The sequence below is a fragment of the Pantoea sp. PGP6 genome (assembly GCF_053474785.1).
The window spans coordinates 91,381-105,421 of the sequence record NZ_JBQBMA010000003.1 but is presented as its reverse complement, the minus strand read 5'-3'; the positions used below and the strand labels follow the sequence as shown (position 1 = coordinate 105,421).

The window sequence follows — 14,041 nt, the reverse complement described above, 5'->3', positions numbered from 1 at the left end:
TGATTGCACAGCGGTTATAACGGGGACTTCGTCTGAGCCGTGATGGTAAGGGCAATCGCCACGCGGTCATCGACTATCCCGACCAGCCGGTCAACCCGGAAGGCGGTGCGGGATATCGCGGTGCTGGCATGCAGCGTCAGCGACTGTGATGAAGACGTGAGCGGCTGGCCACCTTCCAGTGTCGCCAGCATCACCACCGGACGGCTGACATCTTTCACCGTCAGGACGCCAAAGATTCGGTATTCCCCCGCTCCCAGCGCGGCAACCCGGCTGCTGACGAAGCGAATCCCCGGGTAATGCTGCGCATCAAAGAACATGTCACTTTTTAGCTGCCAGGTTAATAACGTATTTGAGGCGACCAGCGTATCGACGGGAATATTCACCTCAACACGATCGTCCCTGTCCTGATCGGGGTTCAGCGTCACGGTACCGGTCACGCCTTCAAGATGCGCCTGTGAAAAGCTGTGGCCAAAGGCACGCCACGACAGCCCGATGGCAGTTTTATCGGTGGCGATGGCGTAGGTGATCGGCGCGGCGTGAAGCGACGCGCTTAAGAAACAGCTCAGGCTTAACAGACAGGCGGTGCGGATCATCAGATGGCTCTCTTTATACGTGCAGGTAAGGTGTTAACGTCTGTCGGGCTGTATGTATTCATTTTATCGCACGGCCAGCTTTACTATCGCCTGAATAACTCCGGCCAGTAGCGCGAACAGCGTTATTGCCCGGCACCGCGCCTGACCGCCATCAGCATATTTTCGCAACTGAAACCGCTGGCCTGCGGGGGAATAGCCGGGTGCTAACAACATCGATCTCCACGCACGGTTAACAGGTGAGTACAGTGCGTGCGTAAACCGGCATGGCTAATATTAAGAAAATCTTAAGCTGATAACATTTCTTCTCAAATTATTCTTCCGTGTGAGTCACAGCGGTTTTTAATTCATTTTGCGTGTCGGGACTATTTTTATCATTATGAAAACAAACGCATTTTAATCGAATTCTGGTTATTAATTCAATTTTATGACAAAGCCATTAACTCTCCTGATATTCATCGATTATAAACGTAGTGTCAATAAAATGGAGAGAGTGGCAATCGATATGATTATTAATATTAAATAAATGAACTTTTCCAGAAATCATTAAATGAAACTGTTTTTATTTTATTGGATTTAACCCACTTCATTTAATGTTTAGTTAACTTTTGTGCGTTAGCGTGTATCACCAGTCTGATATTTTTAATTTATTAAGAAGATCAACGTGCTCTGTTTTGAAAGGGTGTCGGCGGGAGATTCGCTATTTCCTCGCTATTACTGGCGTTGCGCATGATTAACCGTGCGTGCCTGTTTATTGTGTAGAACTGCAGGAGCTTCACCATGGCATTTTTGCCTTTTTCACGCCCCGCGTTTGGCGATGAGGAACTGGCCGCCGTAAAAGCGGTTTTTGACTCCGGCTGGATAACCACCGGCGCGAAATGCGCCGAACTGGAGCAGGCATTTATTCAGCTGACCGGCAATCAGCATGCAATCGCCGTCAGTTCGGCGACGGCGGGGATGCACGTCACGCTGATGGCCCTCGGCATTCAGCCGGGCGATGAGGTGATTACCCCGTCGATGACCTGGGTTTCCACCCTCAATCTGATCACCCTGCTTGGGGCAACGTCGGTGATGATTGATGTGGACCCGGATCATCTGATGGTGATGCCCGGGCAGATTGCCCGCGCCATCACGCCGCGCACCCGCGCCATTATACCGGTGCACTACGCCGGTGTGCCGGTGGATCTGGAGCCGATTTATCAGCTGGCGCGCCAGCACGGCATTGCGGTGATCGAAGACGCCGCCCATGCGGTCGGTACCACTTATCATGGCCAGCATGTCGGGCATCAGGGCACCGCGATTTTTTCCTTTCATGCGATTAAAAATATCACCTGCGCGGAGGGCGGCCTGGTGGTGACGGATGACGCCGCGCTGGCCGATCGGATCCGCAGCCTGAAGTTTCACGGTCTGGCGGTTGATGCCTTCGACCGCCAGACTCACGGCCGCCAGCCGCAGGCTGAAGTGATGATGCCGGGCTTTAAATACAACCTGCCTGACATCAGCGCCGCGATAGCGCTGGTGCAGTTAAAAAAACTGCCGGGTTTTATCGCGCGCCGCAGTGAGATTGCCCGGCGCTATCTGGATGCCCTGCAAACGCTGCCGTTCACGCCACTGTCGCTGCCCGACTGGCCGCATCAGCATGCGTGGCATCTGTTTATTCTGCGCATCGATGAGTCGCGCTGCGGACTGTCACGCGATGCGTTTATGCAGGCGCTGAAAGCGCGGGAGATAGGATCGGGACTGCATTTCCGCGCTGCCCATACCCACAAATATTACCGTGAGCACTACCCGCAGCTGCGTTTGCCTGCCAGTGAACGCAACAGCCAGCAAATGTGTTCGATCCCGCTGTTCCCCGGCATGACCGATCAGGATGTGGAACGGGTGATCGCGGCGTTGCATGACATTGCGGGAGCCTGTAATGCGTGACGTAAAACCCATCAACCTGCTGTCCGTGGTTATCCCGGTCTACAACGAGCAGGAGAGTCTGCCTGAACTGATTCGCCGCACCCGCGCAGCCTGCGATCCGCTGGAACTGGAGTATGAAATCCTGCTGGTTGATGACGGCAGCAGCGATCGCTCAGCAGAGGTCATTGAACAGGCGGCAGCCCTTCCGGATAGCCCGGTGATTGGGGTGCTGCTCAACCGTAATTATGGTCAGCACTCCGCCATCATGGCGGGCTTCAGCCACGTCCGCGGCGACGTCATTGTCACGCTTGATGCCGATCTGCAAAATCCGCCGGAAGAGATCCCGCGGCTGGTTGACGCCGCCCGTCAGGGTTATGACGTGGTCGGGACCGTGCGGCAACAGCGGCAGGATAGCTGGTTCCGTCGTCAGGCCTCCCGCACCCTCAATCGGCTGATCCAGCGGGTGACCGGCCAGGCGATGGGCGATTACGGCTGCATGTTACGCGCCTACCGTCGTCATATTGTCGATGCGATGCTCAACTGCCACGAACGCAGCACCTTTATTCCGATACTGGCGAATACCTTTGCCCGCCACACCATTGAGCTGCCGGTCATCCACGCCGAACGGGCGTTTGGCGACTCGAAATACAGCTTCATGCGGCTGATCAACCTGATGTATGACCTGGTGACCTGCCTGACCACCACGCCACTGCGCTTGCTCAGCGTGGTCGGCAGCCTGATTGCGCTGACCGGCTTCGCCTTTTCCCTGGTGTTAATTGTGCTGCGGCTGTTTTTTGGTGCCGCCTGGGCGGGCGACGGCGTTTTCGTGTTGTTTGCCGTGCTGTTCATGTTTATCGGCGCGCAGTTCGTCGGTATGGGCCTGCTCGGTGAGTATATCGGGCGTATTTATAACGATGTTCGGGCGCGTCCGCGCTATTTCGTTCAACGGGTTGTTAAGGCTCCGCAAGCGCCTTCAGTACAGCCATCAGTACAGGAAAGTTCACTATGAAGACCCTCGTTTTCGCTTACCACGACATGGGCTGTGTTGGTATCACGGCGTTGCTGAATGCTGGCTATGAGATCGCCGCCATTTTTACCCACAACGATGAGGCGACCGAAAATCACTTTTTCGGATCGGTGGCGCGGCTGGCGGCTGAGCATGGTATCCCGGTCTATGCCCCGGACGAGGCGAACCATCCGATCTGGCTTGACCGCATCCGCACTCTGGCACCCGACATGATTTTTTCGTTCTACTACCGGCATCTGCTGAGCGACGAGATTTTGCAGTGCGCCCGTCATGGCGCGTTTAATCTGCACGGTTCGCTGCTGCCAAAATATCGGGGCCGGGCACCGCTCAACTGGGCGTTGATCAATGGCGAGCGCGAGACCGGCGTCACCCTGCACCGGATGGTGAAACGGGCCGATGCCGGTAATATCCTGGCGCAGCAGCGGGTGGCGATTGAGGATCAGGACACGGCGCTGACCCTGCACCGCAAACTGTCGGCGGCGGCGGAACAGCTGCTGAACGATCTGCTGCCCGATCTGCGTCGCGGGCAAATCAGCGAATGGCCGCAGGAGGAGAGCCAGGCTAGCCGGGTTGGACGGCGCACCGCCGAAGATGGCCGCATCGACTGGCATCAGCCGGCGCAGGCGATTCACAATCTGGTCAGGGCAGTCACCGATCCCTGGCCGGGTGCCTTCGCCTTTGCCGGCTCGGTAAAATTTATCGTCTGGAAGAGCCGGGTTCATCCGCAGCAACACCACGCCAGGCCGGGCACGGTGCTGTCGAAACACCCTTTTCTGATCGCCTGTGGTGACGGCGCGCTGGAGATCCAGACCGGGCAGTCTGAGCATGGCGTCTACATGAACGGCAGCCAGCTGGCGCAAAGCTTAGGGATGGTGCCGGGCGCGCTGCTCTACTCGCAACCGCAGTCGGTACTGCAGCGCCGTACCCGGGTGTTGATCCTCGGCGTAAACGGCTTTATCGGTAACCATCTCACCGAACGGCTATTACAGGATGACCACTTTGAGGTTTATGGACTGGATATCAGTTCCGATGCCATCAGCCGTTTTCTCGATCATCCACACTTTCACTTTGTCGAGGGGGATATCGCTATCCATTCCGAGTGGATTGAGTACCACATTAAGAAATGTGACGTCATTCTGCCGCTGGTGGCGATTGCGACACCGATCGAATACACCCGTAATCCGCTGCGGGTGTTTGAGCTGGATTTCGAGGAGAACCTCAAAATCATCCGCGACTGCGTGAAGTATCAAAAGCGCATCATCTTCCCCTCTACCTCGGAGGTGTACGGCATGTGTACCGACGCCAGCTTTGATGAGGACTGCTCCAATCTGGTGGTCGGACCGATTAACAAGCAGCGCTGGATCTATTCGGTATCAAAACAGCTGCTGGATCGGGTGATCTGGGCCTACGGCGAGAAAGAAGGGCTGCGTTTCACCCTGTTCCGTCCGTTCAACTGGATGGGACCGCGGCTGGATAACCTCAATGCGGCGCGCATCGGCAGTTCACGCGCCATCACCCAGTTGATCCTCAACCTGGTCGAGGGTTCACCGATCAAGCTGATAGATGGCGGCAGGCAGAAGCGCTGCTTTACCGACATTCAGGATGGGGTGGAAGCGCTGTTCCGGATTATCGAAAACAAGCAGCAGAACTGTGATGGTCAAATCATCAACATTGGCAACCCGGATAACGAAGCCAGCATTAAAGAGCTGGCAGAGCAGCTGCTGGCCAGCTTCGAACGTCATCCATTGCGTCACCAGTTCCCGCCGTTTGCCGGTTTCCGTGAGGTGGAGAGCAGCAGCTACTACGGCAAAGGCTATCAGGATGTCGAGCACCGCAAACCGGCGATCCGCAACGCGCGCCGGCTGCTGGGCTGGACGCCGACCGTGACGATGGATACCACCATCGATAATACGCTCGACTTCTTCCTGCGAACCCTTGAGCAGCAGGCTGATCATCGATGAAAAGGATCGGTCTGCGGATTGACGTGGATACCTGGCGCGGCACGCAGCAGGGCGTACCGGCGCTGCTGGCGCTGTTCAGGCAGCACGCCATACGCGCCAGTTTTTTCTTCAGTGTCGGACCCGACAACATGGGACGCCATCTGTGGCGTCTGATTAAGCCGGCTTTTCTGTGGAAAATGATGCGTTCGCGCGCCGCCTCGCTGTACGGCTGGGACATCCTGCTGGCCGGCACCGCATGGCCGGGCAAGCCGATTGGGCGCGGCCTGAGTCGCATTATGCAGGAGACGGCCCGGCAGCATGAGGTCGGACTGCACGCCTGGGATCATTTTGCCTGGCAAACCTGGGCCGGTGTCTGGCCGGAAGAGAAACTGATTGAGCAGATAGCCCGCGGCAACCAGACGCTGAGCGAGATCCTGGGTCAGCCCATCAGCTGCTCGGCCGCCGCAGGCTGGCGCGCCGATGGGCGGGTGATGGCTGCTAAACAGAACTTTGGCTTTCACTACAACAGCGACTGCCGTGGCAGCGGCCCGTTCCTGCCGATACTGCCTGACGGGCAGCCCGGCACGGTACAGATACCGGTCACGCTGCCCACCTGGGATGAAGTAGTGGGCCGACAGGTCAGTGCGAACGGTTTCAATGGCTATATCCTCGAGCAGATGCTCTCCGCCGGGGAAACGCCGGTTTACACCATTCATGCCGAGGTGGAAGGCATTGTCGGCTATCAGGACTTTGCCACGCTGCTGACGTGGGCGGGCCGCAACGGCATTGAGTTTTGCCCGTTAAGCGCGCTGTTGCCTGCCGATCTCTCAACCCTGCCGCGCGGCAAAGTGGTGAGAGGCGAAATTGCCGGGCGGGAAGGGTGGCTGGGCTGTCAGAAACTGATTGATGAGGTGAAAGAGCCCCGATGCGGATAACCAGCAAATGGCTGCTTTTTTTGGGTTTTTTTGCCCTGTATTACCTGATCCCGCCGATGTTTCGCGATCTCTGGCAGCCGGATGAAACCCGCTATGCTGAGATCAGCCGCGAGATGCTGGCGACCGGTGACTGGGTGGTACCGCATTTTTTCGGCCTGCGCTATTTTGAAAAGCCGGTGGCGGGCTATTGGGTCAACACGCTGTGCCAGTGGCTGTTTGGTCACACTCTTTTTGGCGTGCGGGCCGGATCGATAATCACTACCACGCTGACCGCCGCGCTTATTTACTGGCTGGGCAAACGGCTGTTTGATTCACGGCGTACGGCAGCGGTGGGCGCGGTGATTTTCCTCAGCTCTCTGCTGGTTTACGGCATCGGTACCTATGCGGTGCTCGATCCGATGCTGATGCTGTGGCTGGCGGCGGCGATGTGCAGCTACTGGCTGGCAACCCAATATGACGCGCGCACCACCCGGGTCGGTGGCTACCTGCTGCTCGGCCTCGCCTGCGGTATGGGATTCATGACCAAAGGATTTCTGGCGCTGGCGGTGCCGGTGCTGGCGATTCTGCCGTGGGCGGTCTGGCGTCGGCGGGGCACTGAACTGCTGTTCTATGGTCCGCTGGCGGTGCTGGCGGCTGCCGCGATTAGCGCACCCTGGGCGCTGGCGATCTGGCATCAGGCGCCCGATTTCTGGCACTACTTCTTCTGGGTTGAGCATATTCAGCGTTTTGCCGAACCGAATGCGCAACACAAAGCGCCATTCTGGTATTACCTGCCGGTTTTACTGCTGGGGACGTTACCCTGGCTGGGACTGCTGCCCGGTGCGCTGATGACGGGCTGGCGCGAAGGTCAGTATCAGGCTGCCGCACGTTATCTGCTGAGCTGGACGGTGATGCCGCTGCTGTTTTTTAGCCTGGCAAAAGGCAAACTGCCGACCTATATTCTGCCCTGTTTTGTGCCGCTGTCGCTGCTGATGGCGCACTACGGACTACAGACGGCGCAGCGGGCGGGGCGGGCGCTGAAGATCAACGGCTGGCTGAATGCCCTGTATGGCGTGGTGATGCTGGCTGCTTTGCTACTGGTGCTGGCACCGTGGAGCCTGACACACCATCCGCTGTTTGCGCCGGATGAAAACAGCAAGCTGGCGCTGGCGGCGCTGGCGTTCCTCAGCTGGTCGCTGATCGGCCTGTACAGCACCCGTTACGCCAGCCATCGCTGGCAGGCAGCGGCGCTTTGCCCGTTAGTCGTTGCGCTGACGATCGGCCCTGTGATCCCGGATAAAATACGTGATGCCAAGCAGCCACAGCATTTTGTGGCGGCAATCAGCGATCGGCTGGCTGGCAGCCGTTATATTCTGGCGGATAATCCGGGCGTCGCCGCGGCGGTTGCCTGGCATCTGCGGCGCAGCGATATCGGTTTTTATGACCAGAAAGGCGAACTGGAATATGGGCTGGGCTATCCGGATGCGCAATCCCGCTTTGTCAGCGAGGCCGCTCTGGGCGGCTGGCTCGCGGCGCATCGCCGTACCGGTAGCGTGTCGTTGCTGTTGCTGGTTGACTCGGTGCACAGCGATATCGGAGCGGCAATCCCGGTACCGGATGCGGTTTATCGTCAGGGCAGACTGGTCAGCCTCTATTATGGTCAGACTCCCTGATGGTGCTGCTGATTGTGCTGGTGAGCCTGCTCAGCTGCAGCGCGCAACTGTGTCAGAAACAGGCCACGCGGGTCAGCGGTTCCCGGCTGGCGGTTTCTGGCTGGCTGGCGGGCAGCGTACTGCTGCTGGTGATCGCCATGATCCTGTGGCTGGCGGTGTTGCAGCGGGTGCCGGTCAGCCAGGCATATCCGATGCTGAGCCTCAATTTTATCTTTGTTGCGCTGGCGGCGCGCATCATCTGGCGTGAGCGCCTGACGCTGCGCCAGATCGGCGGCACGCTGCTGGTGGTAATTGGGGTGACGCTGATGGGCAGCCAGCTATGAAAGGCTACGGCTGGATAGCGGGCAGCGTGCTGCTGGTGTCAGCGGCCCAACTGATGATGCGCTGGGCAATGCCGCAACTGCCCGATTTGTATGGACCGATCTCATCCGGCAATCCGTTTGCCCTGTTGCCGGTTCTGCTGCTGATGGTCGGGCTCGTGGCCTACGGATTGTCGATGTTGTGCTGGCTACGGGCGCTGCACAGTTTTCCGCTCAGCCGGATTTATCCCCTGCTGAGCCTGAGCTATGTGCTGGTGTGGCTGGCGGCTGTCAGCCTGCCATTTTTCCATGAACCTTTTAGCTGGCGCGGGCTGGCAGGTATCGCCGTTATCATTCTCGGGGTAACGTGTCTGGTGCTGGAGGAATAAAACCTTCACCACCCCGGCCACTCGCGTCACCTTACTGTGGTCAAACGGCAACGGACGCATCTGCCGTCTGACCAGGCAATGCTGGCCTTTCGCAGATTATCGGCGGGGAAAGGTTTGCCGGTCCGTTCCCTCTCTACTCTTACGTCCATCCCCATTCCCGGTGGTTACCCTGCTGTCCCGACTGGCGCGGTGATGAAATTGCGCCACGCCTGCCGGTTATCATTTTCACTGCTAATGTCGTTTTGATTACCCTTTTCGCGCACGCATTAGCGTTTCGCGGCTGGCGAAATTATCATTTCCGTGTTAAATCTGCTTTTTATTATCGTTTTTCGTCTTCTGATAAAGGATTTAACCCATGCTGGTCGGTTTTAAAGCGCTGTCTGAACGTTATGCTATTGAACTGGCGCAACCGCTGCGTGTGGCGTCCTTTATCGGCACCGTACGATCCCGCCACGAGAGTCAGGGGCAGATAGAGAACCGCTATCCGCCGAGCTACCGCCCGGAAGACGATATTGCTGGTCACTTCGCCTTTGGTCTCAAATATGAAGAGATCCATCTGGAGTTTTTTGCCCGCCTGTTTGCAGCCATCGGCCCCGAACCGCTGGTGAACTGGTGCCGCCGTGAGCCTTACGGGCAATATGCGCGCCGCGCCGGTTTTTTCTATGAGTGGCTGACCGGCGAGACGCTGGCAGTGCCGGATGTGACCAACGGCGGCTATGTGGATGCGATTTCAACCAAGGCCTACCTGACCCGCACCAGCCTGAAGCGGTCAAAACGCTGGCGCATCAATGACAATCTGCCTGGCAGCGTTGATTTCTGCCCGATAGTGCGTCGGACGGCCGCCACCGAACAGGCGCTGGCTTTTGATCTGCAGAGCGCCCTCGCTGAGCTGGATAATGCGTTTGGTGCCGATATCCTGCTGCGTACCGCCAGCTGGCTGACGTTTAAGGAATCCCGCGCCAGCTTTCTGATAGAGAAAGAGGCCAGCCAGGCCGATCGTATTCAGCGTTTTGCGCACGTCATCGCGCAATACTGCGGCCAGCTTGACGATCCGCTCAGCGATGCCAGTCTGCACACCCTGCAGAAGGGCATTCTCGGTCACGATGCGCTCGGACTGGGGCTGCGCCGCTCGCCGGTATTTGTCGGCCAGGCGACAATGCGCGAAGATATCGTCCATTACATTGCGCCGCAGTTTAGCGATGTTCCACGTTTTATGCAGGGCCTGAAAGCCTTCGAGCAGGCAACGCGCGGGGCAGAACCGCTGGCGCGGGCTGGCGTGATCGCTTTTGGTTTTGTCTATATCCATCCGATGCGCGATGGTAACGGCCGCATCCACCGCTTTTTAATCAACGATACGCTGATCCGCGACCATGCCGTGCCGGAGGGCGTTATTCTGCCGGTCTCGGCTACCATCACCAGTTCACTTGATTTCCGCGCTGGCTACGATCGCACGCTGGACGTTTTTTCAAAACGGCTGATGCGGCGCTACGCCGGCAGCTATCGGTTTGCTGAACTGATCACCTATGAAGATGGCACGCTGAGTAACTTTGTTTTCACTGACTATGACGATGCGCGTTTTGCCTGGCGTTATCCCGACCTGACCGAACAGGTGCTGTATACCGCCCGGGTGGTCGAGCATACGGTGCGAACCGAAATGGCAGATGAGGCCAGAGTGCTGGTGATTTTTCAGCGGGCGCAGGAGCGGTTGAAAGAGGTGATTGAGATGCCCGATCAGGACGCCAGCCGCATCATCCGTTCGCTGAAAGAGAATGGCTGGCAGGTTTCCGGCAAACTGAAAAAGGCCTTCCCGCAGCTTGATGATGCCGAAAAAGCCCAGCGGATTATCGCGGCAGTCAGATCGGCGTTTGAAGAGCCGGTGCGCTAGGCAGCAGCGTCTGTGGCAGGGCTATCAGGCCATTAGCCGACCGGCTGGGCTTGCCGGTTAAGCGTCAGATTCTGTCGCTGGATGCTCTGAAAAATATTGTTCTTCAGCCAGTCGGTAGAGGACTTCTTGCCGCTGCGTTGGTGGGAAAAAATTTTTACCGTAAAAGGGGGCGCATGGAAGGGCAATCTGAAGATTCTGACCTGCGCGACCGGCGCAATTTTACCGGCGACAAAGGAGGGAATAGCCATCAGCAATTCACTCTCCGCCACAATGTGCGGCGAACTGAGCATTGACGGGGTTTTGAGCGCGATCCGGCGCGTCAGCCCCAGCCGGGCAAGATGCGTATCCAGCAACCCTTTTTTTTCATTCCACGGCGTCACCACCAGATGACCAGCGGCCAGATACTCCTCCAGCGTCAGGCTCTGGCGATTGATGTTACCGATCACCACAAATTCATCGCTGAATAAATCCACCTCATCCAGATCCTGATGCCGGACATCATCCGGCTCGCTAAAACTCAACGCCAGGTCAACCTCACCGGCCAGTAATTCTGTCAGCGCCGGGTTGTGCGGCAGGTGGCAGAGTTCGAAATTAACGCCGGGCGCGGTTTTTTCCAGCGCTTTGATCAGTTCCGGAAAGATACAAAAAGCGGTGTAGTCCGTTACGGCAACCCGAAAAGATTGGGTGCTGGTCCGGGGATCAAAGGGTTGTACCGGGCTGAGATGCTGATTGAGCACCGCGAGTGAGGCAGCAATATGCGGTGCCAGCTGGTGCGCAAAGACGCTGGGACACATCTTATGCCCTTCGCGATAGAACAGCGGATCTTTCAGGAATTCACGCAGGCGGGTTAACGCATGACTTAACGCAGAAGTACTCATAGAGAGTTCAACCGCAGCCAGCCTGACAGAGCGGTGGCGGTAGACGGCATCGAAAACAGGCAGAAGATTGAGATCGAGACGTCTCAGCACATGATGCATGAAATTCACCTGTAATTGATTTTATTGCACTTAATTCATTAAAGAATAGCGATTATCCTTACGGGCATCAAACAGTACTGATCAGAGAATATTTATGAGCGTGATTATTCGCCAGGCCAGCCCGGAAGATACGGATGCCCTCTATAACATGATCAACGGCTTATCCGTATACAGCGAAGCCCCCCTGCAGGCGATACCGGACGCTGACGAAATCAGACACGCCCTGTTTGGAGCTGACAGCACAGCAGAAGCCTACATCTGTGAAATTGAGGGGGTGATTGCAGGTTACTGCGTCATTTCGATGAGCTTTTCAACCTGGATTGGCCGCCAGAGCCTGAATATGGAAGACCTCTACTTTACGCCTGATTATCGCGGCAGAGGTGCGGGCAAAGCGATGCTCCATTACGTTGCTCAGCTGGCAGTCAGCCGGCAATGCAGCCGGATTGAGTGGAATGTGCTGGACTGGGATAAATCCGCGAAAGATTTTTATCAGAGTATTGATGCACTTCCGCTGAGTGAATGGGTGCGCTACCGGCTGGATGGCCCGGCGCTGGCGCGATTTGCCTCACGTGAACTCAACTGAACCAATTTGTAAAAACCGGCCGGCCCGTCCCGTGGCAGGATGATCTCAGCCGCCTCATCCTGAGGGCGGGAAAAGCACTGCGCACCTCGTGTTCGCGCGGAAAGGGCGGAATTTGTAATGAAAGAGAGATCAGCATTGCTGGCTTCGGGCTCAGCACGGGCGATCGGTGCGGCGATTGCGGCGGGTGAAATCAGCGCGCTTGAAGCTACCGAATGGTACCTGGATCGTATTGAGCGATTAGATCAGGGTAAAGAGGGCATTAACTGCGTCAGAACGGTATCCCGTCTGGCGCGGGAAGAGGCGCGACGTGCCGATGCCGCGCTGGCTGCCGGTCAGGCGGCAGGACCGCTGCATGGCGTGCCTTATCTGATCAAAGATAATGCGTTTACCCTCGACGGCAGCTTTGCCTCGGCAGGTGCCAGTGCGCTGGCAGAGTTTATCCCGCCTTATGAAGCGACGGTTGTGGCGCGTCTTCGCGAGGCGGGCGCTGTACTGCTGGGTAAAACTAACCTGACCGAATTTGCCGACTTCGTTGCCGAAACCATGCCCGCTGAGTTTAGCGGAGCGGGCGATGTGGTGCGGCATCCGCTGGGCGGGCGATACGATCGGGGAATGGGTTCCAGCGTCGGGTCGGCGGCCGCGGTGGCAGCCGGTTTTTGCGGTTTTGCTATTGGCTCGGAAACACAAAATTCGATTCAGGCTCCGGCGGTTCACAGTGCGGTCGTCGGCTTTAAACCCACGGTAGGCCGCGTCAGTCGTCACGGCTTTATTCCGCTGGTTGCCAGTCAGGATTCTCCCGGTCCGCTTACCCGGACCGTTGATGACGCGCAGCTGGTTTATCAGGCGATCGGCGGGGCGGATATGAAAGATACCGCCACGCTTACCGTTTTTCCGGCTGAAACCCGGGGTAATCAAAGCCTGCAGGGGCTGCGAATCGGCATCCCGCGGCGCTTTATCGCCGACACGGTGCTGACGCCCGACCGCGAGGCAGTGTTTGAACGCCTGCTGCACGCACTGGCCCAGGCGGGGGCGGTGATTGTCGATCCCTGCGATCTGCCTTCGGCAGAACAGCTGAATGGCGTGCGCTCATGCGTTTTTCGCGCGGAGTTTCGTGCCGGTCTTAACAGCCTGCTTACGGCGCTTAAGCCGTGCGGCATGCGCTCTCTGCAGGACATTATCGCGTGGAACAGCGCACATCCGCAGAGCATTCCCTATGGTCAGTCTCTGCTTGAAGCGACGGATGCCGCGCCGGATCTTCGCTCATCAGCCTATATTGACGATCGGCGGCAGGACATTGCCCTCAGCCTGAATGCCGGCATTCTGGCTGCGCTGAACGCCGGACCGGCAGATGTGCTGCTGTCGCCGATGTCGGCAGCGGCAAAATGCACCGGAAAAGCGGGCGCGCCGGTGGTGGCGATACCCGCAGGCGCAGATTCGGCAGGCTTGCCGTTCGGCGTTACGGTATACGCCGCGCCGGGCCAGGATGCAGCTATTTTGCAGGCAGCCATGGTCATTGAAAGCGTCATTGGCCAGCGTCTGATGCCCGCTATCACTGACACTGAGTCATTAATCACAACAGAAATCTGAACAACAAAGGGCTGCCCGCAAGCAGCCCTGGTGCAGAAGCAGGGATTATTTAGTCAGGCGGGCGGTCATGTGCACCTGATTGCCGCTGTAGGCTTCCGTAATGCTGTAGCTGGCACCCGCCATTTTCGCTCTGGCGGCGATCTGCGCTTCGGCTGCGTCGAGCGTGGAGGCTGTGGCTGTCACCGTCTGCGCGAAGCTGGTGGTTGAAATCAGTAACATAACGAAGACTGCAGCGAATTTTTTGACGTTTTTCATGGCGATTTTCCCGGCGT

Annotated in this window: 13 protein-coding genes; 10 read left to right on the top strand and 3 right to left on the bottom strand. The window is 57.6% G+C overall.

All coding sequences use genetic code 11. The annotated features are described in order from the left end of the window. Nucleotides 1–14 precede the first annotated feature (14 nt). The gene (locus ACLIBF_RS22910) at nt 15–593 is read right to left on the bottom strand and encodes a YceI family protein (protein WP_089562416.1); all 579 of its coding nucleotides are present in this window, start codon (nt 591–593) and stop codon (nt 15–17) included. Nucleotides 594–1,370: 777 nt separating this feature from the next. Between ACLIBF_RS22910 and arnB the strand changes: the two genes are divergently transcribed. The 8 genes from arnB to ACLIBF_RS22870 all read left to right on the top strand — a co-directional run bounded on the left by arnB (nt 1,371) and on the right by ACLIBF_RS22870 (nt 10,622). Further along, a complete protein-coding gene (gene arnB / locus ACLIBF_RS22905) occupies nt 1,371–2,516 on the top strand; it encodes a UDP-4-amino-4-deoxy-L-arabinose aminotransferase (RefSeq protein WP_448310758.1) in 1,146 nt (381 codons plus the stop codon). Continuing rightward, the gene (arnC, locus tag ACLIBF_RS22900) at nt 2,509–3,504 is read left to right on the top strand and encodes an undecaprenyl-phosphate 4-deoxy-4-formamido-L-arabinose transferase (RefSeq protein ID WP_031377949.1); all 996 of its coding nucleotides are present in this window, start codon (nt 2,509–2,511) and stop codon (nt 3,502–3,504) included. Before arnB ends, arnC begins: the two co-directional genes overlap by 8 nt. Next, nucleotides 3,501–5,483: a bifunctional UDP-4-amino-4-deoxy-L-arabinose formyltransferase/UDP-glucuronic acid oxidase ArnA gene (gene arnA / locus ACLIBF_RS22895; RefSeq protein ID WP_089562415.1), complete on the top strand. Its 1,983-nt coding sequence runs from the start codon at nt 3,501–3,503 to the stop codon at nt 5,481–5,483. The genes arnC and arnA overlap by 4 nt, the downstream gene beginning before the upstream one ends. After that, nucleotides 5,480–6,397 carry a 4-deoxy-4-formamido-L-arabinose-phosphoundecaprenol deformylase gene (arnD, locus tag ACLIBF_RS22890; RefSeq protein ID WP_448310757.1) on the top strand — a complete coding sequence of 306 codons (918 nt, stop codon included), beginning with the start codon at nt 5,480–5,482 and terminating at the stop codon, nt 6,395–6,397. The genes arnA and arnD overlap by 4 nt, the downstream gene beginning before the upstream one ends. After that, on the top strand, nt 6,388–8,049 hold the full coding sequence (gene arnT, locus ACLIBF_RS22885; RefSeq protein WP_448310756.1) for a lipid IV(A) 4-amino-4-deoxy-L-arabinosyltransferase: 1,662 nt from the start codon (nt 6,388–6,390) through the stop codon (nt 8,047–8,049). Before arnD ends, arnT begins: the two co-directional genes overlap by 10 nt. Next, nucleotides 8,049–8,372 carry a 4-amino-4-deoxy-L-arabinose-phosphoundecaprenol flippase subunit ArnE gene (gene arnE, locus ACLIBF_RS22880; protein WP_159224015.1) on the top strand — a complete coding sequence of 108 codons (324 nt, stop codon included), beginning with the start codon at nt 8,049–8,051 and terminating at the stop codon, nt 8,370–8,372. The genes arnT and arnE overlap by 1 nt, the downstream gene beginning before the upstream one ends. Beyond that, entirely contained in the window at nt 8,369–8,737 is a 369-nt protein-coding gene (gene arnF, locus ACLIBF_RS22875) for a 4-amino-4-deoxy-L-arabinose-phosphoundecaprenol flippase subunit ArnF (RefSeq protein ID WP_046289404.1), read from the top strand. The genes arnE and arnF overlap by 4 nt, the downstream gene beginning before the upstream one ends. 355 nt (nt 8,738–9,092) lie before the next feature. Continuing rightward, on the top strand, nt 9,093–10,622 hold the full coding sequence (locus tag ACLIBF_RS22870) for a Fic family protein (protein WP_448310754.1): 1,530 nt from the start codon (nt 9,093–9,095) through the stop codon (nt 10,620–10,622). A 32-nt stretch (nt 10,623–10,654) separates the two neighbouring features. Here the strand turns inward: ACLIBF_RS22870 and ACLIBF_RS22865 are convergent, their stop codons facing one another. After that, the gene (locus ACLIBF_RS22865) at nt 10,655–11,599 is read right to left on the bottom strand and encodes a LysR family transcriptional regulator (RefSeq protein ID WP_316554040.1); all 945 of its coding nucleotides are present in this window, start codon (nt 11,597–11,599) and stop codon (nt 10,655–10,657) included. Between the two features lie 94 nt (nt 11,600–11,693). Here ACLIBF_RS22865 and ACLIBF_RS22860 point away from each other — a divergent pair, with 94 nt between their 5' ends. Continuing rightward, a complete protein-coding gene (locus tag ACLIBF_RS22860; protein WP_031377945.1) occupies nt 11,694–12,182 on the top strand; it encodes a GNAT family N-acetyltransferase in 489 nt (162 codons plus the stop codon). Between the two features lie 117 nt (nt 12,183–12,299). Next, on the top strand, nt 12,300–13,769 hold the full coding sequence (locus ACLIBF_RS22855; RefSeq protein WP_448310752.1) for an amidase family protein: 1,470 nt from the start codon (nt 12,300–12,302) through the stop codon (nt 13,767–13,769). A gap of 45 nt (nt 13,770–13,814) precedes the next feature. Here the strand turns inward: ACLIBF_RS22855 and ACLIBF_RS22850 are convergent, their stop codons facing one another. Further along, on the bottom strand, nt 13,815–14,024 hold the full coding sequence (locus ACLIBF_RS22850) for a YdgH/BhsA/McbA-like domain containing protein (RefSeq protein ID WP_448310751.1): 210 nt from the start codon (nt 14,022–14,024) through the stop codon (nt 13,815–13,817). Nucleotides 14,025–14,041: the final 17 nt, after the last annotated feature.